The sequence below is a fragment of the Pedobacter lithocola genome (assembly GCF_042650845.1).
Taxonomy (GTDB): domain Bacteria; phylum Bacteroidota; class Bacteroidia; order Sphingobacteriales; family Sphingobacteriaceae; genus Pedobacter; species Pedobacter lithocola.
Genome location: NZ_JBHSBW010000015.1, coordinates 16,971 through 40,426, shown reverse-complemented (window position 1 = coordinate 40,426; position 23,456 = coordinate 16,971). Strand labels below are relative to the sequence as shown.

The following is a 23,456-nucleotide window of genomic DNA, read 5'->3' as shown; positions in this document are numbered from 1 at the left end:
TTGAAAAATATGAAAAATTTTAGACTTATAATTGTTACAGTTTTAGCAATTTTATGTATAAGCTTAAATTCGTGTAAGAAAAACTTCCTCGATAAAGCTCCAGGAGTAGACCTAACAGAAGAAACTTTATTTACTTCTGTTACTCAACTAGATAAATTGATAACCGAAATTTACAAATTTGGTTTACATTCTCAAATATATTATGGAGATGCCTCTTTATCTCCAACCCAATCAGTAGGCGATTTAACATATCACCCTACTTCTGATTTGACAGACGAATCTGATTTAAATGAGCAGGGTTTTGGATCTGCTATTAACTGGAATCAGGGCACCATATCGCCCAGCAACATCGCATCAACTGGTGATAATAGATATTACACTCGCTTTACTGCACTGAGGCAGATTGCTATCCTTTTAAAAAATATAGATAAGGTTCCAAACATTACACCAGCATATAAAGCGCAGGTTATTGCAGAAGTAAAATCTATCAGGGCATTCATGTATCTGGAAATGGTGAAAAGATACGGGGGAGTGCCAATTATTACAGAGATTTTTGAACCAGGTGTAACGGTTGTTACACCAAGAAACACGATAGAAGAATGTTTTAATTTTATAGTACAAGAATGTGATGCTGCGATCAGTTCAAATGCACTGCCAGATGTACAATCAACTACCCTTTTAGGTAGAATCACATCCCTAGTGCCGTATGCTATAAAATCAAGAGCTTTACTATATGCAGCTAGCCCTATGTTTAATACGGCTACACCATATTTAGCTATGAGTAATCCTGCAAATAATAATTTGATTTGTTATGGTAATTACGATGTTAAGCGATGGGAAGTAGCGGCGGCAGCTGCTTTAGCCGGCCTTCAAAAGGCACAAGGTATTGGTACTGCATTAGTTTTTGGCACCAGTAATATTGAGCGTATTGGCAGGTACCCTGGAGATATAGACCCGCTTAATCCTGCTGTTTTTGTCCCTTTGGCAACTTTACCAACACGAGGTAACTATGAACTGTCTTGGTCTATTCACAATAATCCTGAAATTATTTTGACTTTTCAAGCTGGAATAGCGCCTAGCAATTATAACAATAATCCTTGGAGATTTATTGCTCCAACAGTAACGGGACCTTCTTGGTCGGGTTTAGCTGCTTTAATGAATCATGTTAAGAAATATGAAAAGTTAAATGGCACACCCCAAACATGGCCAACAACAGGTACAAACCTAGCTGCGAAAAATAGAGAACTAGACCCAAGGTTTAAACAGACTCTAATTTACAACAATTGCTATTACAGTGGTTTTCAACCCATCTTTGAATTGTCAGAAGAATCAAGAGCAAATGGTACCGCAAGAAATTCGTTAGGCCATTGGATGAGGAAAATGTTGCCAATAAATATAAGACCAGCAGTATCACCTCCAGCTGTAGTGCCTTTAGATATTATATTAAGGTTAAATGAGCTTTATTTAAATTATGCTGAAGCCAAAAATGAAGCTGACCCAAGTGCAGCTGCTGCTCATTTTGGTTCTGCAAAAGCTTACGCCGCCCTAGATAATAGTACCTATACTGCAAATATATATGATGCTGTTAATGTCTTAAGAGCTCGTTCTGGCATGCCAACTTTACCTCTTTTATCTCAATCAGCTTTTAGAGATAGGGTAAGAAATGAGAGAGCAATTGAAATGGCCTTTGATGATCACAGAATGTGGGATATAAGAAGATGGTTAATTGCAGAGCAGGAAGGAGTAATGAAAGGTTTGATGGAGGGGATGAAAATAACAAGAAATGGTGGTACTTCTCCTAATTTTAATTACGATTGGCAAATCATTCCTGTAGAAACAAGAACTTTTAATAAAAATATGTATTTACATCCTTTCCCTCTTTCTGAATTTCAAAAGGGAGGTGTAATTCAAAATCCGGGATGGTAAATCCTTGATAGTTATTTATTATACGAATCAATTTTTTTCGTATCCATTAAGTTAATTATAATTTAAAACAAAATATATGAAATTGAAATACTGCTCAAGTGTATTTTTAATCTCAATCCTTTTGCTAAATATTAGTAAAAATGCTAATGCTCAAGACAGTAAGGATACTGTTGAGGTTATTAATATAAAAGAAAAAGATAAGAATTTAAAGAATATCGGTTACGGAAAACAACCATTTAATCATATTACCAGCTCCATATCTACTGTAAATGGAGAGGACATTCAACAAAATTTCAACCTTAATTTAGGGAATACATTATATGGTAGATTACCCGGATTAACTGTAATACAAGGAAATTCTGAACCAGGGGTTGGAAATCCAGGTTTTATCGTACGTGGAAAAAATACTTTTGGCGGAGCAAGTTTATCGCCATTAATTATCGTTGATGGATTTATTGCTGGCGGTAATGATTTTGGCAGTATTTTTTCTCAATTAATCCCAGAGGAGGTAGAATCAATTACGTTGCTTAAAGATGCTGCATCTACGGCTGTTTATGGTAATCGTGGTGCAAATGGTGTAATTTTGGTAACCACTAATAGAGGAAGTAGCGGACCTTTAAAAATAAATTTCAGTACACGTCAAGGTTTTAGTCAAGCGTTTAGTTTACCCGAATTTTTAAACTCAGGTGACTATGCCACTTTATTTAATGAAGCCAGACAAAATGATGGCTTAACACCGTTATATACTCCGCAAGCTATAAATTCTTACCGCTCTGGGGATAGTCCATTTGCATTTCCACACGTAAACTGGTACGATGAAGTATTAAGAAAAACTGCCCCTGTTTCTAGTTATAACCTAGGGTTTAAAGGTGGAGATAAGACGGTTAAGTACTTCGTCATGTTAAATGCGCTTGGTAGTCAGGGTTTATTTAAGAATTTTGGAGATTTAGATCCAGAAAGTACCAATTCTACATACCATAGATATAATTTCAGGTCTAATATTGATATTAATTTATCTGATAATTTAGCTGTTGCTTTTAATTTGGCTGGTTCAGTAGAAAATAAAGCTAATCCTTGGGAGTACAATACAACAAGCACTTTTAGTTTATTGGAAAGAATACCTTCAAATGCATTTCCAGTAAGAAATTTAGATGGTAGTTTTGGTGGAAACAATTTATACGCTAGTAATCCAGTTGCGAATTTATTAGCGAACGGATTTGATCAATCAAATGGTCGCACATTGCAAACCTCATTGAGATTAACGCAAAAACTAGATAAACTTATTAATGGGCTCAGCGCAACAGGGGTTGTTTCCATCAATAATTACTTCATTGCGGGTTCTGAAAAAAATAAAACCTATACGCTTTTCCCAGTTTTACCTGGAGCGTTTGATACCAATGGAAATCCTATATTAGGTCAAGGAATTGGTTTAACAACCTCTTTAAGTGGAGTTGAAACAACAAGAACACAGTATCGTAATTTCGAATTACAGGGAGCACTAAATTATAACAGGGTAATTAATAAACATGATTTCTCTGCGTTTTTATTGTTCAATACCGATAATGAAGTTAGAAATTTTTCTTCTGGTGCAGAAAGCGACCCTTATAAGCACAATGGAGTAGCCACTAGGTTAACTTATGTTTACAGTGACAAATATATAGCAGAGTTCTCTGCTGGATATATGGGTACCGAAAACTATGCTGCTGGTAAAAGATATGGGTTCTTCCCTTCTGGTTCCTTAGGATGGGTTGTTTCACAAGAAAATTTCCTGAATAAAAGCAAGGTTATTAATTTCTTGAAATTGAGAGCTTCTTATGGAATAGCTGGAAATGAAAATACTGGAGGTAGCAGGTATGCATTCATCACAAATTATAACACTTTCACAGGAGCTGAAGCTGCCTTGGGAAACTCAAATATTACTTGGGAAGAAGAGAAGAGCTTAAATATTGGTGCTGACGCTACTTTGTTAAATAATTTACAGTTCAGTGTTGATGTTTTTAAAAGAGATAGATCTAATATACTTACGCAGCCTCTTGACGTTTATCCTCAATTTTTTGGAGCTACATTGCCTGATTTGAATATTGGTAAAACAGCAAATCAAGGTTTAGAATTAGCTTTGCGCTATAACAGCAAAAGTACAGGTAAATTAAACTACTTTATTGAAGCTAATTTCTCTCATTATAAAAACGAAATAGTTTATAATGCGCAACTACCACAGTTAAATGCAGGATTGATTGCTAAAGGAGGTTCTATTGATCAACCAAGAAGGTTAATGGCAGTTGGATTTTTTACAGCGCAAGAAATTGCAGAGAGAGCAACAAACCCCGCTAAATATCCTATACCAGTTGGAGTAACAGCAAGACCAGGCGATTTAAAATATCAAGATATTGGTGGATTAAACGGTGTTCCTGATGGAATTATTGATAATAATGACCTTGTTTCAAATGGCTATCCAACCGGTCAGCCACGCACTACCCTTGGCTTAAATGCAGGATTTAAATTTAAAGGATTTGACCTGAATTTTGTAGTGCAAGCCGTAACTGGTAATTCTGTTAACCTGAATACTGGTATATTTCAAGCTTTTCAGAATAATGGAAATATTGGTAGCATAGCAGTTGGCAGATGGACGCCAGAAACAGCAAGCACAGCTACTTATCCAAGACTTTCATCAGTTAACGACCTTAATAATTTCCAGAATTCTTCCTTTTGGATTAAAGATGGAAGCTTTATTAAATTAAGAAGCGCAGAGTTTGGATATTCTTTTCCAAAAGAACTTTTAAACAAATTTAAAATAGGGCAGGCTCGATTATTTGTGAATGGCAATAATTTATTATCATTTGATCATATTGAATATGGGGATCCAGAATCATTAGCTGGCTACCCAGTGCTTAGAACACTTGTTTTAGGAACGAGGATTCAATTTTAGTGTCAATTAATCATTAATAACAAAAGTTGCAAAGATGAATTATTATCTAAGATATAAAAATAAACAAATGAAAAATATTACATATTTATTGGTACTCCTTACTTTTTGCCTGGGTATTGGATGTCAGAAATTAGATAGGGAGATTAATACCAGCCTAAGCAGAGATTTAATTGATATTTCCTATCCAAATAAATCTAGAGAAATAGCAGCTCTATATTCGGGCTTGCCAGATGGAATGTTATACATAGATGGCAGTGCGATGATGGCCTCCGCAACTGATGAAGCAGAACATACTTTTGAAAGGCATTCAGTTCAATCCTTCAATAATGGAAGTTGGAACTCTAATAATCAACCAGACCCAGTTTGGGCTAGGTATTTTAGACAGATAAGGTTATGTAATCAAGCTTTAGTTTCATTTGATAAGGTAGATTTAAATGGTTCAAAAAATGACCCATCTGCCTCTTCTCAAGCGCTATATATTGCTCAATTAGCAGAACTTAAAAGGTGGGGCTTTGAAGCCAGATTTTTAAGGGCTTATTATTACTTTGAGCTTGTTAAAAGATATGGAGGTGTTCCATTATTAAAAGAATCCTTGTCATTAGAAACTGATTTTAATGCTATCCAAAGAAATACTTTAAAAGAATGTATTGATTTTATAGTAGCAGAATGTGACGCTGCCGAGCCTCAACTGCCTCCATATGCTCCTTTAGCTAATTATGATGCTGCTGCAATTGGCAGAAGAGCAACTAAATATGCTGCAATGGCACTTAAAAGCAGAGTACTCCTTTATGCTGCAAGTGATTTGTTTAATACACCAACATGGGCCAATGGTTTTTCTAAACCAGAATTAATCTCATTAAATGGAGTTCCTAGATCGCAGCGCTGGCAAGCAGCAGCAGATGCTGCAAAGAGATTAATCGATACCACTGCAAAATATGGTGTTGTACTACATAATAATTATCAGCAACTTTTTATAGCGAATAATTTCAGTAGGGGTGAGAATTTCTTGATGACAAACCCCACTGCCAATAATACTTTCGAAAGAAATAACAATCCAATTAGCTTTCCTGGTTCATCTGGACTTACTACACCAACTCAAAACCTAGTTGATGCTTATGAATTTAAGTTTGGGACTGGTGCCACTGCAACAAGTGTAGCTTTTAATTGGAATAATCTTGCTCATGTTGATAATATTTATAATTTTTCGACCCCTACAGCGACCTCGTTAACGAGAGACCCTAGGTTAAGATTCAATGTGACTACTAATGGAATAGCTACAACTTCACCACAAATACCATATGGCGTACAATTTGGTACACCTGCTAAGTTTGTACAAACTTACAATGGCGGTTTAGATGGGCAACCTATAGCAAATGCAACAAAGACAGGTTACTACATGAGAAAATATATTCAAGAAGGATTGGATTTAGGAAATAACAATACTGGGATTCATAATTGGGTATTATTTAGGTTAGGAGAAGTTTATCTTAATTATGCCGAAGCATTAAATGAAGTTTCTCCTGGAGATGCCAGAATTGCTCAATATATTAATCTAATAAGAAATAGAGCAACGGTTGTAATGCCACCATTACAAAATGGTTTAAACCAATTACAAATGCGTCAAAGTATCAGAAATGAAAGAAGAATAGAACTGGCATTTGAAGATCATCGTTTCTGGGATTTAAGACGTTGGATGGATGAGGCTTCATTGAAAACAGATATATACGGAGTAAATATCACGGGCAATTCAAGAGCTACTTTTGTTCATACGCCTTTTATTGTTGAAAAAAGAGTTTTTGATGCTTCAAAAATGTATCTATATCCTATACCTTTTTCAGAAATAAACATAGGTAAAGGCATTATTCAAAATCCAAATTGGTAATTAATTAAAGCAAAATTTAAAAAAAAAATGAAAAATTATCTATCATTTCATAAAGCAAAACTATTAATTTGTTTAACAGGATTGTTATTTACAATTTCTAGTTGTGATTACCAGGATATTGAAGATGCTTCTTTTCCTCCAGAATCAGTTTATTTATCAACTGCTGCATTAGTTAAGAAAGGCCCAGACGCAAATGGACTTTATACTAATGCTATATATAGATTTAATAATATAGAAGCAATAAATCCAGTTCCAAAGTATACGGTTGATCTTGGTTCGAGCAAGTTTAATATCTTGATGGGTGTGCAAAGAGCTGGTGTTACCAGTAAGGGTTCCGTAAATGTTAATTTAACTTTAGATACAGACACTATAACTTTATTAAAGTCAAAGGGCATTTTAACAGCCGCAACTGAGGTGTTACCTAAAGACAAAATTTTAATTCCTGCTACGGTCCAAATTGCAGATCAAAGCAATTCTTCCATATTTAACTTTGGTGTTGATCTGGCATTTCTAAAGAGCAACCCAAATAAAACGTATGCAATTGGTTTAACTATTATTAGTAGTGATAGAACCGTTACAAGCGATTTGAAGTCTGTAATTGTGCTAATCAATACAAATATACTTGTTCCTTCAGCTGATTTTACATCCACCCTAAACGCCGCTACAAAGACTGTGTCGTTGGTGAATAGTTCATTGAACTGGGTTAATTATACTTGGAATTTTGGAGATGGTAGTCCTGCTATAACTACAGATTTAACTATTACAAATAATAATAATAGGGTGTTGCCTGCAATTACTAAAACGTATGCTCCCGGTACTTATACGATTACGCTTACTGCAGTTGGACTTCCGCTTGTAAATGGTCAAATTAACCAATCGGTAAAAACCATGACTGTAGTAATACCTTAATTAATTGGAGTTTCAGTAAGTAATAATTAGGCGGCGTTAAATTATTAATTCCGCCTTATAATTATGCAAATCAATGTAAAATAATGAAAAACAAAATAACAGTTTTCCTTTTAACCTTGTCAATAGCATTTCTTGGCTGTGATAAGTACGATTTTAACAAACAAAGAGTATTTAGTGCTCAAGGTGATAAAATCTTTTATGTTTCTCCTTCCGGCAATGATGTAAATACAGGTTTAAGTCAAAGTACTCCTTTTAAAACATTTGAAAAAGCTGTTGCTAGTACACTACCTGGCGATATAGTTTACTTTATGGATGGAACTTATAGTATAACCAGAACAATAAATATTGTTACGAGTGGCTTGGCAGATAAACATATTACCTATACCGCTTTACCAGGATCAAAACCAAAATTTATTGTTTCGGGCAATATCTATGATTCAATTAATATCAATGCCTCTTATATTAGAATTGTTGGATTAGAGCTTCAAGGAAATAATGCAAATCTTACTTATGCTGATGCTTTGGCAGCTTACAATGCTAAAACTTCTGATGGGGTTTATGATAACAGTGGTATTTCTATTGGTGGACCTAGAACAGCTTCAAAATTCCCTCATCATGTAGAAATAAAAAATTGTCTAGTGCATGATTTTTCAGGAGGAGGTATTGGAGCCATACAAGCAGATTATATTACGTTTGAAGGTAATACCGTTTATAATAATGCATGGTACACTATTTATGGTGCTAGTGGTATGAGTATTTTGACACCATTTAATAGTGATAACACAACAGGGTATAAAAATATTGTAAGAGGTAATAAATGTTATGGCAACAAAACAACCATTCCTTGGATTCAGGTTGATAGACTTTCTGATGGCAATGGGATTATATTGGATGTGAACAACCGTGTATATGGGGCAACAACTGGCACAGGGTATTATACTGGCAGAACCTTAGTAGAGAACAATATCAGCTTTAATAATGGTGGTTCTGGTATCCATGCTTTTGATGCGCAACATGTTGATATTGTAAATAATACAACCTATAACAATGGCTTAGTTGTTGGCTATGCAAATATATTTGCGAGTTATGCAACTGATTGTAAGATCATGAACAATATCATGTATGCGAAACCTGGCGGTCGAGTGAATTCAACAAATAATTTTGGTGGTGCAAATGTTATTTATAGCAATAATATTTATTTTCTTAATGGAGGGGCTGCACCAGAGGTAATGGGAACCAATGATAAAATCGCTGACCCTCTTTTTGTGACCCTCTCATCTGATCCAGCAATCGCTAATTTTCAGTTACAAGCTGCTAGTCCGGCTGTTAATTATGGCACAAGTAACTTTTTTGCTGCCAAAGATTATCTCGGAGTTGCTCGTCCTAAAGGGACTGCACCTGATTGTGGAGCTTTTGAATCTTTTTAAATAATAAAAGCAGTTATAGGCAGTAAAATTCATTGTCCAATCACAATCATTTCTGCTCAATTAATTCCTCGAGGCTCTGCCTCGGGGCTACTTCATTTTTTATCTATTAAATCTTAAAATCATATAGATTGTTATGTAATGGGCAGCCATGCAAGATTTTTATTATTTAAATGGACCATCTTTTAATAAGGTAGTCTTTAAATTAAGTAATGTCAAACCATATTATGATTTCAAGATAAGCCGTTCTTTATTAATGGAAGGTGCTAAAATTGAATTTGAAATGGGAGATAGTCCTAAAAAATAATTATGAGTCAACAATATTTAGAAATTTCCGAAATCCCTGTAACGGCAAAACAGTTTTGGCAAAACAGTAAAAATTTTAAGCTTCCTTTAAATGTACCTTATCTTGGTATGGGGTCGTCTTATTTTGCACCGCTGTCTTTTAAGTTTATGGGTTTAAATATCCAGCCTGAAATTGCTTCCGAGTATTTCAATTATGCGCAGCAGAGCAAAGAGCAGGCAGTTATTTTATCGCAGTCTGGCAGAAGTACCGAAGCCCTTTGGTGTAGTGAGCTTTTTGATAAATATATCGCTATATCCAATTACCCAGAAAATGCTTTGTGCATCAATAAAAATGTAGAACAAGTAATTCCGCTTTTGGCTGGTATAGAACAATTTTCGTCGTCAAATACCTATACCAATACGTTGTTGGTACTTTTTAAAGGATTTGGTTTTAATGCAGCACCCGCAATTGATGTATTGGTTAAAAATATGTCAGCTTACGAAGCTAAAGGTAAACAGCTAGCAGATGATATTTTTGATTTGATAAACAGTGAAAACATCCATGGTATTTATATTACTGCGAGTGGGCCAAATATAGGCACAGCCTATCAAGCCGCTTTAATATTGAGTGAAAGTACCAAGCTTACTTTTACCGCAATGCCCATGGCACAATATGATCATGGTCCAAAAGAAACAGCTAATCGTAGTATAGTGATTAATATACTGGCCAATGGTAAATCATACGATCGCACGGCGAGTTTGATAAAAAAAATTAAAACAGCAGGAGCCCATGTTTTTAATATTGAAGAGCCAGCCGTTGATGAAAATTTTTCTGTTTTAAATAATATCGTCCCTTTCAATTTTATGGCTTACTATTTGGCCATGAAATTAAATATTAAAGAAACTTTTACGGTAGGTGGTAAAGTAACCGAAGTGATTTAAAATGTTTGCTAAGACTAGGTTAACACCTTGTGTACAAGTTAATAAAACAGCAAGAATTGATTTGATAATACATTGCTGAGTACGAGTTTTAACCCACAACAAATTAACACCTATCGCTTACTTGTACATTAATAAAATTTACTCAATGTCTCAAATTTCAAATCTAACATCTCCAATCTCAATTTCAAAGATGCTTGCCATAGGCATTGATATTGGCGGTACTCGTACTAAAATTGGTTTGGTAGATATTGAAAATGGCAGCGTAATTGACGTGCTGATTTCTCCTACGGAAACGAAAGATGGCCACTGGTTTTTAGCCAATATTGCAATGGCTATAAATACGTTTAAAACTTACGCCGAAAGAAATAACAAACAACTAATCGGTATTGGTTTCGGCATACCCGGTTTTGTTTTCGAAAACGGCGTGGTAGATTCTACCTATGGATTTTTAGAATTCATGGAAGATTATCCGCTAAAAGCAATTATAGAGAGACAGCATCAGTTACCCTGTAAGTTAGATAACGATGCTCGTGTAGTCACCTTAGGTGAAGCATTGTATGGAGAAGGGAATGGTTTTAACCGAGTTTTGGTTTTAACATTAGGCACCGGACTTGGCCTAGGATTTACCATCAATGGTAAGTTAAACGAAGCTTTAGCTTATGCACACATGGGTGGAAACATCACCATTACCTCAAACCAGATCAAATGTTATTGCGGTAAAACCGGATGCTTAGAATCACTTGCCTCTGCTACAGGTTTGTGCAACGCTGCGGAAAGAATAAATTGGAGAACAAAATACCCTGATATTCCCATTACCGCAGAAAACATCTTTAAAGAGCGGAACAATGGAAACACTGAAGCAGAGTTGTTGGTAGCTGATTTCATTGCTTATCTAAAAATAGGAATAGATACCTATATCAACTTATTTGCACCAGATAAAATTGTATTAGGGGGCGGTGTTGCCAAAGGCTTAGCAAATGATTTAGAAAAATTTTACAGTAATGAGCTATTAAGGCCCTATAAAAATTACAAAGTGTCCATCGGCGTTTCTAAGTTAGAAGAGCAAGCCGGTATTTTGGGCAGTGCAGCCTTATTTTTTATAAGTTAAATTAAATAAATCATCTCAAGTCTCACATCTCATATCTCACTCAAAAAATGAAATTAAAACAAAATCTTTGGATTATTTATGCAGTATTAGCGGCTTTATTTTGGGGTATATGGGGAGTAGTTGCCAAATTTATCTCTAGTGATATTAATCCCTATACCAACCATTTATTGTTCACCATTGGTATGCTGATTACCCTGCCTTTTGTAATTAAAAAAGTAAAAGGTACAAAGCCTCAACTAAAAGGAATTATCTGGGGGCTGATAGCTGGTGTACTTGCAGTCATTGGCAATGTGGCAGTTTATCAGGCATTTGTAAGTGGGGGCTTGGCAGCGGTAGTTATTCCTGTTACCAATCTTTATCCTTTGGTTACCATTGTTATTGCCATTTTGGTGTTTAAAGAAAAACTCAATTTTGTTAATGTAATTGGTATTTTTTTTGCTGTTCCTGCGGTAGTTATGCTTTCTGGACAATCACTTTTATTTGATGATCCTAGTGCATTTATTAAAAATATAGGGCTTAATTCGTGGTTAATTTATTCTTTTGTCGCCCTGTTTTTTTGGGGTGTATTTAGTGCGGCCCAAAAAGTAACAACCAATTATATTTCTGCAGAATGGTCTTACATCAGCTTTATTGCTTCATCTGTATTAATTTCAATAATCATGATGGCTTTAGGCTTAGTACAATACAATTTTTCACTAAACACATTGCTTTTGGGTTCTTTAGCAGGCTTGTTAAATGGCTTGGGTGTATTGGCAAGTTTTGCCGCTTATGCATCAAAAGGTAAAGCTTCTAAAGTAACTACCATTGCCGGTGCGCTGCAACCAGTTTTTACCATCATTTTGGCAATCATATTCTTATCAGAAAGTTTAAAAAGTATAGAAATGATAGGCATATTTTTAGCTATTGCCGGTGCATTAACTTTGTCTTATGAAAAGGCAGATAAGGCTGCCGAAGTAGGGATGCAATTATAATATTAATGCATTGGTTTCCTGTAGTAGCATTATGGGGCAAGGATTGGAATATTACGTCACATGGCAAAGTATATACTCAACTGGTTAACAAAATATGGAATACCAAGGTTTATGGAAATACTGGTGCATTTAAAACTCGTGGTTTCATTGGTAGCTATGACATTATCTTGAAATATAAAGGCATAAAATTACTAAAAAAGGTGTTTTGACAGCGAATGGATTAAACATTGATATTGTAAGAGTCTGTTTAAAATTTATCTAATAATTTTTTTATGCTTCTTTTTGACTGCAATATCATTATGTTTTCTATAGGTAGAAGCGCTGCTATCTCTTCAAAAACAAGCCTTGTTTTATTCAAAAATAAGCAATAAACATTTTTACAACATAAATTTAAACAGGCTCTAATTCAATAATGACTTTTTTTAAAAATGATCATATTTTGAAATTGACACTAATTTTTCAATAAATACACATGCATTTGAAAATGCAATACTAACAGCGGACCTTCAAGTTTAGGATAGAGTCTTTTTCTCAGAAAAAAAATAGTGATTAATTTTAGTAATAATGATATAAATTTTGAAAGACAAACCATCAAACCAAGGGATACTTTTTTCTTGAAAATCTATAATTGGAAACCAGAAATTAAGGTGCATTTATTTCACAAAAAAAAAATGAATTATTTGGACTGATTTAGAGAAAATGAATAGACGTACTCTACTGCTAATGTTCATTTGTATTTGTAATTAAATGAAATGGATATTAGGGAGAATTCATGCAACCGGACTACGCCGTTTATATAAACTTATCATATTATGCCAAATTTATCACCTAAACAAGTTGAAGATTTTCATCGTGACGGTTTTATCGTTATCAAAAATTTTTGCAGTGCAGCAGAAACTCAAAAACTTCTTAATACGGCAATTGAAGACCGCAATTTAATTAATAACGCCCTTGATTTAAACGATCAAACAGGTAAAAAAACCAAACTTTCCTTATGGTTTAAACCAGGGAAAGATGTTTTTGGATATTTGACACGTAGTAAAAAGGTAATAGAAGCAGTTGCAGAATTACTAGATAGTGACGCCCAGGTTTGCCATTTTCATTCTAAATTGATGCAGAAAGAGCCAAAAGTTGGCGGGGCATGGGAATGGCATCAGGATTATGGGTATTGGTATAAAAATCAGTTCATGTTTCCAGATCAGTTAATTAGTGTTATGGTGGCTTTAACTCCAGCAAATAAAGCTAATGGCTGTTTACAGGTTATTAAAGGATCACATAAATTAGGCAGGGTAAACCATGGGTTTGCTGGCGAGCAGGTAGGGGCAGATATAGCTATGGTAGAAAATGCACTAAAGACAATGGAACTTGTATATTCAGAAATAGAAGCTGGTGATGCACTTATCTTTCACAGTAACTTATTGCACCGCTCAGAGGCAAATCTTTCTGATCATCCAAGATGGTCTATCATTTCTTGCTATAGCTCACAATCTAATTTAGCTTATAATGAAACGTCCACTTCATGGAAAACACCTGTAGATGTGGTGCCAAATGAAGCGATTTTAAATTGGGAGTCAGCGCCCACGGTAGATGCCGATTTTTTGAAGAAAGAAAATGACCCGGCACTGAAAGCAACAGGTTGGGAAGGTTAATTTTAATAAAATAATTATGGAAAAATCAAGTTCTTCAAGGAGAGTTTTTGTTAAAAATAGTGGGATGTTACTCACTGGGGCATTTTTGGTTCCAAGTTTTTTGGGTGCCTGTGCCTCAACTAAGGACTTGGCAAAATCAACGGTGAAAGTGAATGGTCATTTATGGATTTACGCCAGTAAATATCCCCCTAATTGGGATAGTACACCCGATCTCGAAAAAGCTTTCTCGGATATGAGTGCTGCGGGAATTGATGGTATAGAATTAATGGATATAAATCTTACACATGATGATTCGGTAAAAAATATTAAACATTTAATTGATAAATACAACTTTCCTGTATCTGGAACTTCTTATGGTGTTGGGCCAAAAATGTGGGATAGAAACCAGCATGAGCTTATCATAAAAGATGTAACACGATCAATAACGAGGTTGGCCCAGGTAAAAGGAAAAACTTTTGGAATAACTGTTGGCGAAGCTAATAGACTAAAAACTGAGCCAGAGCTAGATGCACAAGCTGATGTTTTAAAGAAAATATTGGTGCTTTGTAAAGAAGAAGGAATAGAGCCAAATCTTCATAATCATACTTACGAAGTCGAAAATGGAATGCATGATTTAAAGGGAACTTTGGCAAGAATACCAGATATAAACCTTGGGCCTGATTTAAACTGGTTGATAAGAGCCGGAATTGACCCAGTTGATTTTATAAAAAAGTACGGTGATAATATAGTTTATATGCACATCAGGGACCAATATGCGGATGGAACCTGGACAGAATATTTAGGGCAGGGAGCAACAAATTTTAAAGTCATTGCCGATGCTTTAAAAGCAATCCCTTTTAAAGGTTCTAATGTAGCAATCGAACTTGCTTTTCCTAAAGACTACCAACCTGTAAATCCGTTAACAATGGATTGGAAATTAAGTAGGAATTATGTTAATAATACTTTTGGCTGGTAAATGCCCATCATCTATAAATATTGATTAATTATGCGAATAGCCATTTTAGGATCTGGGTTTATTGCCAGGTTTTATGCAACAACTTTACATGCTCAACGCCGTAAGGATTATATTTTTACCGTCTATTCTAGGGACTTAGATAATGCCAAACGTTTTGCCGACGATTATCAATTGGCTCATTATACGGATGACATGGACACGGCGATCAATCATCCCGATATCGATGTTGTCTTAATAGCATTGCCCAACGACCTCCATGAGATAGCAGTGGCAAAATCTGCACAGGGCAAAAAACATGTACTGTGCACAAAGCCATTGGGTAGAACAGCGGCCGAAGCTAAACGAATGTTAGATATGGTTGAGCAGGCCGGTATTTTTGCAGGATACCTTGAAGATTTATGCTACACCCCAAAGTTCTTGAAGTCAGTTAAAGCTATTCAAAAAGGCAGTATTGGCAAAGTATTATGGACAAAATCTAGGGAAGCACATCCGGGGCCACACAGCGACTGGTTTTGGGACAAGGAAAAATCTGGTGGGGGAGCCATCATAGATCTGGGCTGCCATTGTGTAGAAATTAGTAGAAATTTTATTGGAAAGGAAGTAAAGCCTTTGGAAGTAATGTGCTGGGCAGCTACACAGGTTCATCCAATCGATGCCGAAGACCAAGCCATTGGCCTGGTTAAATATGCAAATGGTGCCATTGGCCAATTTGAGGTAAGCTGGACATTTAGAGGGGGCATGGATTTAAGGGATGAGGTTATAGGAACTGAAGGATCTATTTGGCTCAATAGTTTTTTGAGGACAGGATTTGAAATCTTTAGCGTTGGGAAACCGGATGCTTATGTAGCTGAAAAAGCAGAGGTAAGTAATGGCTGGTTGTTTCCTGTTGGAGATGAAGCCCATGAACTTGGTTATCCACATATGTTTACCGATATGTTTGATGCCATTGAAGAAAAAAGGGAACCCTTGGAAACCTTTTATGATGGCTATGTAGTAAATGCCATTTTAGATGCAGCCTTTTTATCGGCCAAGACAAAAAAATGGGAACCTGTACTGATAGAGGATTGGAGGGGAGAGGAATTTACAGCGCAGGAAGAAGTTCTTGCATCATTTGATGATGAACACTTTCTAATCAAGGAAGAAGTGATGCCCAATAAAGACTTGAAAAAAATATTGAAGCACAAGATTACAGGAAAAGTAACCCAAAAAATTTTTAAAGCTTAATAAATTTAATCGCGATGAACATTAATGGAAGCGCAGCTGCTGAGATTAGCTACGATGCAATTGTAATCGGTTCTGGAATTACTGGAGGCTGGGCAGCAAAGGAATTATGTGAAAAAGGCTTGAAGACCCTGATGATTGAAAGGGGCCGGATGATAGAGCATATAAAAGATTACCCAACGGCCAATTTGAATCCATGGGAATTTAAGCATAGAAACATCTTACCGTTAAAAGACAGGGAAGCAAACCCCATATTGAGCCGTTGTTATGCTTATGAGGAATCGACAGCACTTTTTTTTGTAAAGGATGCCGATCACCCTTATATCCAAAAAAGACCTTTTGATTGGATAAAAGGTTACCAAGTTGGTGGCAAGTCTATCATGTGGGGAAGATGGACTCAAAGATGGAGTGACTTGGACTTTGAAGCAAATGCAAAGGAAGGAATTGCAGTTGACTGGCCCATTAGGTACAACGACTTGGCGCCGTGGTATAGTTACGTTGAACGTTTTGTGGGCATAAGTGGCAATAAAGATGGCTTGCCCCAAATTCCAGATGGTGAATTTCTTCCGCCAATGGACATGAATTGCATCGAAACCCATTTGAAAAAAAGTTTAGCATCAAACTATTCAGATAGACACTTGATAATTTCTAGAACAGCAAATCTTTCTCAAGCCTTATTAGGTAGAGGGCCATGCCAGTATAGAAATCTTTGTTTTAGGGGATGTCCTTTTGGGGGTTACTTTAGCAGTAATTCTACCACTATACCTGCTGCCGAAAAAACAGGGAACTTAAGTCTAATTACCAATTCGGTTGTTCACTCTATTATTTATGATGAAACTACACAGAAGGCTAAAGGAGTGAGAGTAATTGACGCCCTTACAAATGAAACGAAAGAGTATTTTGCGAAGGTGATTTTTTTGAATGCTGGTACGCTTAACTCTACTTTGATTTTGTTAAACTCTAAATCTTCTCGTTTCCCAAATGGCATGGGTAATGATAGTGGTGAATTAGGACACAATCTGATGGATCATAATTACAATGGAAGAATTTCGGGAGAATTCAAAGGTTATGAAGACCAATATTATGAAGGCCGAAGACCTACTGGGACTTATCTGCCAAGATTTAGGAATTTAGGAAGTGAGAAACAGGTAGATTTTTTACGTGGTTACGCTTTTGCATGCAGTGCCTCCAGGCCAACAGGTAAAGATAAAGGCGTGGAAATTGGTACGGCATTAAAGGAGACCTTGAGCGAACCTGACCTTTGGAAAGTTACCTTGGTGAGCATGGGAGAATGTTTGCCCACACATCATAACAAGGTTACTTTGAGCAAAGACAAAGTCGATAAATGGGGAATGCCTTTATTGGAAATTGATGCAGCATTTGGGGATAATGAACATAATATGATGAATGATATTCTGAAAAGTGGTGCTGAGATGCTTGATAAGGCTGGCTTTATAAATATAAAGACCACTGATACAGGAAATGCCATGGGATTGGGCATTCATGAAATGGGTACAGCCAGAATGGGACGTTCTGCAAAAACATCTGTGCTAAATGGAAATAACCAAATATGGGGAGCAGAAAATGTATTCGTAACTGATGGATCTTGTATGACATCCGGTGCATGCCAAAACCCTTCCCTTACCTATATGGCCTTAACCGCAAGGGCAGCTAGTTTTGCGGTAGAAGAGCTTAAGAAAAATACCTTATAGTCAATCGTAAATTCATTGAACATTTCATCCATCACAGCAACGCCTTTTAATAAATAGCTCCATTATGAAAAGAAGAGACGCGATAAAAAAAATAACCATATTTACCGGAGGAGTTATCTTTCTTTCTGCTGGCATAATGCCTAGTTGTACAAAATCAGCGTCAAGAGATCAGCTTTCTGAAGAGGATATAGTACTGCTGGATCAAATAGGAGAGACAATTATTCCTGAAACGGACAAGTGTGGGGGAGCAAAGGCTGCCAAGATCGGTATATACATGAGGCTAATGGTTGATGAGTGCCTTACAAAAGAAGACAGAAGGATTTTTCTAGAGGGTTTAACCCTAATGGAAAATTCAGCAATGGAACAATTTAAGGATAACTTCCTAAAACTAAATCCAGCTCAAAAAAAGAAATTATTTTTGAACCTTCAGACCCAGGCAGAAACATATAATAAGAATAAAGGAAATAATCTTGCCTCAAATTCAATCCACTATTTTGACTTATTTAAAAAATTAACGGTTGATGGTTACTTTACATCAGAAATAGGAGCCACAAAGGCTCGACGTTACCAAGCAGTACCTGGTAAATATAAGGGTTGCATTAGCTACAAAAAGGGAGATAAAGCTTGGGCCACCAGTTAATAACCTCTATTAAATTAAAAGCTCTCCTTCAATTTTATGGAAATATGCTAAAGAATTTCCTGCACAGTAGTGCTCCATTAGAAAACACATGGTACCAAGGTTCTATCAAATGGTATTGTAGACGCATAGAAATTTTAATTGGATACTCAACTTACAATCATTGTATTTCACTTTTATAAAAAAAATCATGTACATTTTACAAACTAAAGTGATATGTTAATTAAGTTTTTTTGCCCAAGATGGGGCTCTGAGAACCTTTCTTGGGATGCGTTTTGTCATAAGGCGAAAAAAGCCGGTTATAGTGGAATTGAATCGCCCGTATCTATGTTGACAGACGAAAGGATGGAAATGAGAGCGGCTTTGGTAAAGCATGATTTGCGTTTTATTGGGCAATATTATCAATCTTTTGAGGACAATCTAGAACTTCATAAAATTGAATTTGAAAAGCATCTTTATAACATATTGGAGTTAAAACCAATCTTAATAGATTCTCAAACTGGCAAGGATTATTTCAGCGCTCAAGATAATAAAGAACTTTTTGAGCTTGCCTTGAGGATATCAAACGAATCAAATGTGGTAATAGCCCATGAGACGCACAGAAACAAGGCTCTTTTTGCGGCACACATCGCCAAGGAATTACTCTTTCAAAACCCAAGTATTGTCATCACTGCCGATTTTTCGCATTGGTGTAATGTATCTGAAAGCCTGTTAGAGCAACAAAATGATGCCGTAGAAGTGGCAATTGAACGAACTGTTCACATTCATGCTAGGGTAGGTCATGCACAATCTGCACAAGTAACAGATCCAAGAGGTAAGGAATGGGAGGCAGAGCTCATTGCCCATTTAAATGGGTGGGATAAAATTGTCAAAAGTCACCTCGTTAAAAATACAAGCTTACTAACCATCACTCCAGAGTTTGGGCCATACCCATATATGCCATCAATTCCATTTACAGGAATGCCCATGGCAAACCAGTGGGATATAAATGTATACATGATGCAATTATTAATGGATAGGTATAAGACTTATTTTGGTTATTAGCCCTATAAATTGCCTCGCAATGATTTAGAAAATGTAGGTTGAGGATAAAAAATGAACAGAAGCTATCTTAAATCTCTCTACTTTACTATTACAATTCCATTCCTTGGGTGATCAATTTTTTGATAATAGTTTATGTGGCTATCTGATTTACCTTGCAAAATTTCTTATTTTATCGATGTTTTGAGTTAAAAGTTAAAATTGTATACCCCAAACTTCACTGGTGTTTGTGTTATCATTTAAGATTATTGCTTTTAATCCAGGTGGTTACATCGCCACCGGTTTGACTGGCATCTGCATAAGGAACTAAAATAATGTTAGTCGGTTTACCGTCTGCTACTACTTTTACCTGATACGCCTGTGTACCTACCCATTTTGCTGGCAATGCATCAAAAATTTGTTGCATTTCAAAAGCATTATTCTGAACGCTAAATTCTACTAGCAAGTTTGGATTTAACATTTTATCAAATACCAATATCTGAGGACCACGTTGAAAAGCAATGGAACCAGGGTAACTGATACCTCCATCTAATACTTTTACAGGGAGGCTGAAATTCACATTTATTTTATCGCCTTTTTTCCAAACTCGATTTATAGATTCAGTTTCTGTAGCTGTTACCGGTTGTGATACTCCATTAACTGATAATTTATAGTCAGCGGCCCAATATGGCTTACGAAGTAATACTTCAAATTTACCACTTACCGAAGGGTTAACTTCTATGGTAACGTCTCCGTTTTCAGGAAAAGTAGTTTTAGTTGTAAATTCTACCGATGTATTTCCATTTATTACTGTTTTATATACGCCTGGCTGATAGAAAAGAATGGAGGGGCTTCCGTTTATTTTTCCGTTTGTGAAAAGGGGAATCATGGCAATGCCACGTGGAACGCTAGACATGCAACACGTTATTACACATCTATAAGGTTTGGTACCCATTAAAGGAGTATAGTAACTAACGCAGCCCGTCTGTGGATTTTCTGCACCGGTTAAGTGATTGTATACAGAGCGTTCCAGTTCGTCTACATATTCCATTTTACCAAATATGCTGAGCAACTGAAAATTTAATTGTAGCCAGGTAGTGGTTACACAACCTTCACCCATATTGTCTTTATTACTTGCGGGTAGTAAATAATCATCCTGAAAATGCTCAAAAGAACTAGTAGTACCCGTAATATATAATCTTTTTTGAGTAATGTCTTTCCAAGCGGCTAATACGGGTTTTAAAAATTGCTCGTCATTTGTAACTCGATATAGCTTTACCAAACCAACTAAGTTAGACATCATTTCGTACGCTTTTGCATTGGCGGTTTTATCTACTCTGCCTATAGAATCAAGGGTGGCAATTATCCGAGGACCATTTTTCCCGTTATAACTTTTGGTAATGTAGTAGCAAAAATCTAGGTATTCCTTTTTGCCAGAAAAACGGTAGAGGTCAGTCATGGGATCTATTACACTAGTAGCTGCCATACCTACATGAGCACCTGCTTTGATAATATCTAACTGGCCAGGTTTGTCTCCAAATCTTTTAGATAACAAGTCGCCTATTTTTTGTGAAGCAGCCAATGCAGGTTCATAGCCAGAAAGCTCATAGTAACTAAGTAAGCCTACCAGATCATACTTATGCGACCATACGTCCCAACTTGTCCATTGGCTAGATGTATCATAAGTTCCAAGGTAGCCATCATTTAATTGTGATGCAATTAATTGCTGTGCTGTACGGTCTATCTTAATTTTCAATAACGGGTCTTTATTATTTTGATAGCTATTGCAGGCCGCTTCTAAAAATTTACCAACATGCTCGCCAATCCATGGGTGTGCACCTGGTTTATTTATAAATCCGGCAAGTAATGCTGTCTCATCAACTTTATATAAACGCTGTTCTTTATTTGCATTAAGCCTTTGGCCTAACCAGCCATTAATGGTTTGTTTACCAAGCAATGCCGGAGTAAATGTCTCTTTAGCTTTATACGCCAATTTAGGTTGTGCAGCTTTATAACTTATGTCAATGTACCCATATTCTGCATTCCATATTTTATGATAACTATAAACAGGAATGGAAAGGGAATACTGTGTTTTTAAAAATTTTGATGGCGACTGAAAAGGTATGCTGAAGATATTATCTCCTGGTTTTAAAGTGATATTTTTACTTTCTGTCTTGATTTTTTTATTATTCAAGTCATAAAAATTAGTCAGTAAATTTGCGGCTACCTTTCTGTTTACATTGTTTTTAATGATTGCATTGTACACAGTTTTTTTGTTATTTACCTGCTGTTTATTGGTTACACCTTCAGCATTAGCTTTTATTTCAAATATTTGTGCTGGCTTTGCTGCCATCAATGCAATTTCTCCATCAACAGTACTTCTGTCGCCCCAATGCGTGATACGCACAGCAAATGTATTTGGCTTATCCCATATTATATCTTTGTCATTAAGGATATAAAATCTTTTTAAATCACCGGAAGTGGTTTCTCCTACTAATTTTCCATTAAAATAAGTCTTGTCTTCCTGCTTTATGCGGCCAAGGTAAAATACTAGCGCTCCAGTTTTATCCAATTCCTTTTTAAGAGAAGAGGGAATAACAACTGTTTTCCTAATCCATATTACATTGCCTTTTGCAGGTAAATCTGTCTTTTCCCATTTTAGGTCTTTACTTTCCTTTGTTTTCCATTTGGTATCATCAAAAGAGGGCAATGCACTAGATTTATCATCCTCAAAAGAATATGCCCATTTACCATTTATAGGAAGTTGGGCAAAAAGGTTACCCGAAGAGAATAGGAGAATAAAAAAAAGAGCTGTTTTAAAATATGAAATTTTCATTTGAGCTTGCATTAAAATGTGTGAAATTTTTAATCAATGGACTTTTATTTAAGAGCCAGAGTAAACTAATAATGCCAATCCTATAACAAAAAAGAAAAACATGGCCGTTACCAACGTATTTGTTCCTTTTGGCGCATTTTTAAATTCTTTCCATACGTAAACTCCCCATAAAGCAGCTATTAAAGTAGCTCCCTGGCCTAATCCATAAGAAATGGCAGGGCCAGCCTTGCCTGCAGCGATGAGGTTAAAAGAATTACCGAGTCCCCATATTAATCCGCCAGCAATGCCGGTTAGGTGGGTTTTAAAATTGCCATTAAAATAAGCGGTGTAACTGGTTGGTTCTCCAATAAATGGTTTTTTAATAAGTATGGTATTAAAAATAAAGTTGCTTAAAAATATACCTACAGAAAACACAAAGACAGCAGTGTAAGGAGTCATTTTTCCAACAACTGGAGAAACAAAGTTATCCAAATCCATAGAGCCGGCAATGAAACGGTAAAAGAAGGACATTAACAAACCTGCAATTAGTGAAAGTACTATGCCTTTTCCAGAAACCTTTTGTTCGCCAACGTTTTTCTTTTTGTAGGCTGCCGCATTTAGCAATATGGCCACCATGACCAAGCCTACTCCAATAAACAACATTACTGGATCGCCTTTTTGCGCTGCGAAATAATTAATTAGCACACCAAGTACCAATGCCAAACCAATTGCAACTGGAAAAGCTACCGACATGCCAGCTATAGCGATAGCGGCAGAAAATAAAATATTGGCTGCGTTAAATATTACTCCACCTAATAATGCGCTTCCAATATTTGATAAGCTGGCTTGTTTTAAATCATCTATAAAACTTCTTCCCTCATTACCAAAACTCCCTAAAGTTAAAGCAGAAACGATAGAAAAAAGCAAAATACCGATTACATAATCCCAGTAAAATAATTCAAATCGCCAGGTTTTACTGGCTAATTTTTGGGTATTGGCCCATGAACCCCAACATAGCATAGTGATGATGCAAAATAGGATGGCTGTAGTGTACGATTGAATGATGAACATAAT

At 36.0% G+C, this 23,456-nt stretch carries 17 protein-coding genes; 15 read left to right on the top strand and 2 right to left on the bottom strand.

Going from position 1 to position 23,456, the window contains the following annotated elements:
* The first annotated feature begins 9 nt into the window (after positions 1-9).
* From ACFOWA_RS17920 to ACFOWA_RS17850, 15 genes are all read left to right on the top strand, one after another.
* Positions 10-1,926, top strand: coding sequence for a RagB/SusD family nutrient uptake outer membrane protein (locus tag ACFOWA_RS17920; RefSeq protein ID WP_378987831.1), 1,917 nt, complete (start codon positions 10-12; stop codon positions 1,924-1,926).
* 76 nt (positions 1,927-2,002) lie between these two features.
* Positions 2,003-4,852 (top strand): SusC/RagA family TonB-linked outer membrane protein, encoded by a 2,850-nt coding sequence (locus ACFOWA_RS17915; protein ID WP_378987828.1) that lies wholly within the window; start codon positions 2,003-2,005, stop codon positions 4,850-4,852.
* 67 nt (positions 4,853-4,919) lie between these two features.
* On the top strand, positions 4,920-6,734 hold the full coding sequence (locus tag ACFOWA_RS17910) for a RagB/SusD family nutrient uptake outer membrane protein (protein WP_378987825.1): 1,815 nt from the start codon (positions 4,920-4,922) through the stop codon (positions 6,732-6,734).
* Between the two features lie 27 nt (positions 6,735-6,761).
* Positions 6,762-7,643, top strand: a complete 882-nt coding sequence (locus ACFOWA_RS17905) for a PKD domain-containing protein (protein ID WP_154282429.1) — start codon at positions 6,762-6,764, stop codon at positions 7,641-7,643.
* Positions 7,644-7,726: 83 nt separating this feature from the next.
* Entirely contained in the window at positions 7,727-9,070 is a 1,344-nt protein-coding gene (locus tag ACFOWA_RS17900) for a choice-of-anchor Q domain-containing protein (RefSeq protein ID WP_378987822.1), read from the top strand.
* A gap of 306 nt (positions 9,071-9,376) precedes the next feature.
* Positions 9,377-10,294: an SIS domain-containing protein gene (locus ACFOWA_RS17895; protein WP_154282427.1), complete on the top strand. Its 918-nt coding sequence runs from the start codon at positions 9,377-9,379 to the stop codon at positions 10,292-10,294.
* A gap of 145 nt (positions 10,295-10,439) precedes the next feature.
* On the top strand, positions 10,440-11,402 hold the full coding sequence (locus tag ACFOWA_RS17890) for an ROK family protein (RefSeq protein ID WP_378987819.1): 963 nt from the start codon (positions 10,440-10,442) through the stop codon (positions 11,400-11,402).
* Positions 11,403-11,449: 47 nt separating this feature from the next.
* Positions 11,450-12,373, top strand: coding sequence for a DMT family transporter (locus tag ACFOWA_RS17885; RefSeq protein ID WP_154282425.1), 924 nt, complete (start codon positions 11,450-11,452; stop codon positions 12,371-12,373).
* Between the two features lie 5 nt (positions 12,374-12,378).
* The gene (locus ACFOWA_RS17880; RefSeq protein WP_378987816.1) at positions 12,379-12,582 is read left to right on the top strand and encodes a hypothetical protein; all 204 of its coding nucleotides are present in this window, start codon (positions 12,379-12,381) and stop codon (positions 12,580-12,582) included.
* 603 nt (positions 12,583-13,185) lie between these two features.
* Positions 13,186-14,022: a phytanoyl-CoA dioxygenase family protein gene (locus tag ACFOWA_RS17875; RefSeq protein ID WP_378987813.1), complete on the top strand. Its 837-nt coding sequence runs from the start codon at positions 13,186-13,188 to the stop codon at positions 14,020-14,022.
* A 16-nt stretch (positions 14,023-14,038) separates the two neighbouring features.
* Positions 14,039-14,977 carry a sugar phosphate isomerase/epimerase family protein gene (locus ACFOWA_RS17870; RefSeq protein WP_154282423.1) on the top strand — a complete coding sequence of 313 codons (939 nt, stop codon included), beginning with the start codon at positions 14,039-14,041 and terminating at the stop codon, positions 14,975-14,977.
* Between the two features lie 30 nt (positions 14,978-15,007).
* On the top strand, positions 15,008-16,201 hold the full coding sequence (locus tag ACFOWA_RS17865; protein WP_154282422.1) for a Gfo/Idh/MocA family protein: 1,194 nt from the start codon (positions 15,008-15,010) through the stop codon (positions 16,199-16,201).
* 14 nt (positions 16,202-16,215) lie between these two features.
* Positions 16,216-17,910 (top strand): GMC oxidoreductase, encoded by a 1,695-nt coding sequence (locus ACFOWA_RS17860; RefSeq protein WP_154282421.1) that lies wholly within the window; start codon positions 16,216-16,218, stop codon positions 17,908-17,910.
* A 64-nt stretch (positions 17,911-17,974) separates the two neighbouring features.
* Positions 17,975-18,550 (top strand): gluconate 2-dehydrogenase subunit 3 family protein, encoded by a 576-nt coding sequence (locus ACFOWA_RS17855; RefSeq protein ID WP_154282420.1) that lies wholly within the window; start codon positions 17,975-17,977, stop codon positions 18,548-18,550.
* A 213-nt stretch (positions 18,551-18,763) separates the two neighbouring features.
* Positions 18,764-19,591, top strand: a complete 828-nt coding sequence (locus ACFOWA_RS17850) for a sugar phosphate isomerase/epimerase family protein (protein ID WP_378987808.1) — start codon at positions 18,764-18,766, stop codon at positions 19,589-19,591.
* Between the two features lie 232 nt (positions 19,592-19,823).
* On the opposite strand, the gene ACFOWA_RS17845 is transcribed toward ACFOWA_RS17850, so the two are convergent.
* On the bottom strand, positions 19,824-22,403 hold the full coding sequence (locus ACFOWA_RS17845) for a beta-L-arabinofuranosidase domain-containing protein (protein WP_378987805.1): 2,580 nt from the start codon (positions 22,401-22,403) through the stop codon (positions 19,824-19,826).
* A 48-nt stretch (positions 22,404-22,451) separates the two neighbouring features.
* Positions 22,452-23,453: a GRP family sugar transporter gene (locus ACFOWA_RS17840; protein WP_154282417.1), complete on the bottom strand. Its 1,002-nt coding sequence runs from the start codon at positions 23,451-23,453 to the stop codon at positions 22,452-22,454.
* Between the last annotated feature and the right edge of the window lie 3 nt (positions 23,454-23,456).

Excerpts from the sequence above, each read along its gene's own strand:
- ACFOWA_RS17920 (WP_378987831.1), top strand. The coding sequence starts at position 10 with ATGAAAAATTTTAGACTTATAATTGTTACAGTTTTAGCAATTTTATGT.
- ACFOWA_RS17915 (WP_378987828.1), top strand. The coding sequence starts at position 2,003 with ATGAAATTGAAATACTGCTCAAGTGTATTTTTAATCTCAATCCTTTTG.
- ACFOWA_RS17910 (WP_378987825.1), top strand. The coding sequence starts at position 4,920 with ATGAAAAATATTACATATTTATTGGTACTCCTTACTTTTTGCCTGGGT.
- ACFOWA_RS17905 (WP_154282429.1), top strand. The coding sequence starts at position 6,762 with ATGAAAAATTATCTATCATTTCATAAAGCAAAACTATTAATTTGTTTA.
- ACFOWA_RS17900 (WP_378987822.1), top strand. The coding sequence starts at position 7,727 with ATGAAAAACAAAATAACAGTTTTCCTTTTAACCTTGTCAATAGCATTT.
- ACFOWA_RS17895 (WP_154282427.1), top strand. The coding sequence starts at position 9,377 with ATGAGTCAACAATATTTAGAAATTTCCGAAATCCCTGTAACGGCAAAA.
- ACFOWA_RS17890 (WP_378987819.1), top strand. The coding sequence starts at position 10,440 with ATGTCTCAAATTTCAAATCTAACATCTCCAATCTCAATTTCAAAGATG.
- ACFOWA_RS17885 (WP_154282425.1), top strand. The coding sequence starts at position 11,450 with ATGAAATTAAAACAAAATCTTTGGATTATTTATGCAGTATTAGCGGCT.
- ACFOWA_RS17880 (WP_378987816.1), top strand. The coding sequence starts at position 12,379 with ATGCATTGGTTTCCTGTAGTAGCATTATGGGGCAAGGATTGGAATATT.
- ACFOWA_RS17875 (WP_378987813.1), top strand. The coding sequence starts at position 13,186 with ATGCCAAATTTATCACCTAAACAAGTTGAAGATTTTCATCGTGACGGT.
- ACFOWA_RS17870 (WP_154282423.1), top strand. The coding sequence starts at position 14,039 with ATGGAAAAATCAAGTTCTTCAAGGAGAGTTTTTGTTAAAAATAGTGGG.
- ACFOWA_RS17865 (WP_154282422.1), top strand. The coding sequence starts at position 15,008 with ATGCGAATAGCCATTTTAGGATCTGGGTTTATTGCCAGGTTTTATGCA.
- ACFOWA_RS17860 (WP_154282421.1), top strand. The coding sequence starts at position 16,216 with ATGAACATTAATGGAAGCGCAGCTGCTGAGATTAGCTACGATGCAATT.
- ACFOWA_RS17855 (WP_154282420.1), top strand. The coding sequence starts at position 17,975 with ATGAAAAGAAGAGACGCGATAAAAAAAATAACCATATTTACCGGAGGA.
- ACFOWA_RS17850 (WP_378987808.1), top strand. The coding sequence starts at position 18,764 with ATGTTAATTAAGTTTTTTTGCCCAAGATGGGGCTCTGAGAACCTTTCT.
- ACFOWA_RS17845 (WP_378987805.1), bottom strand. The coding sequence starts at position 22,403 with ATGAAAATTTCATATTTTAAAACAGCTCTTTTTTTTATTCTCCTATTC.
- ACFOWA_RS17840 (WP_154282417.1), bottom strand. The coding sequence starts at position 23,453 with ATGTTCATCATTCAATCGTACACTACAGCCATCCTATTTTGCATCATC.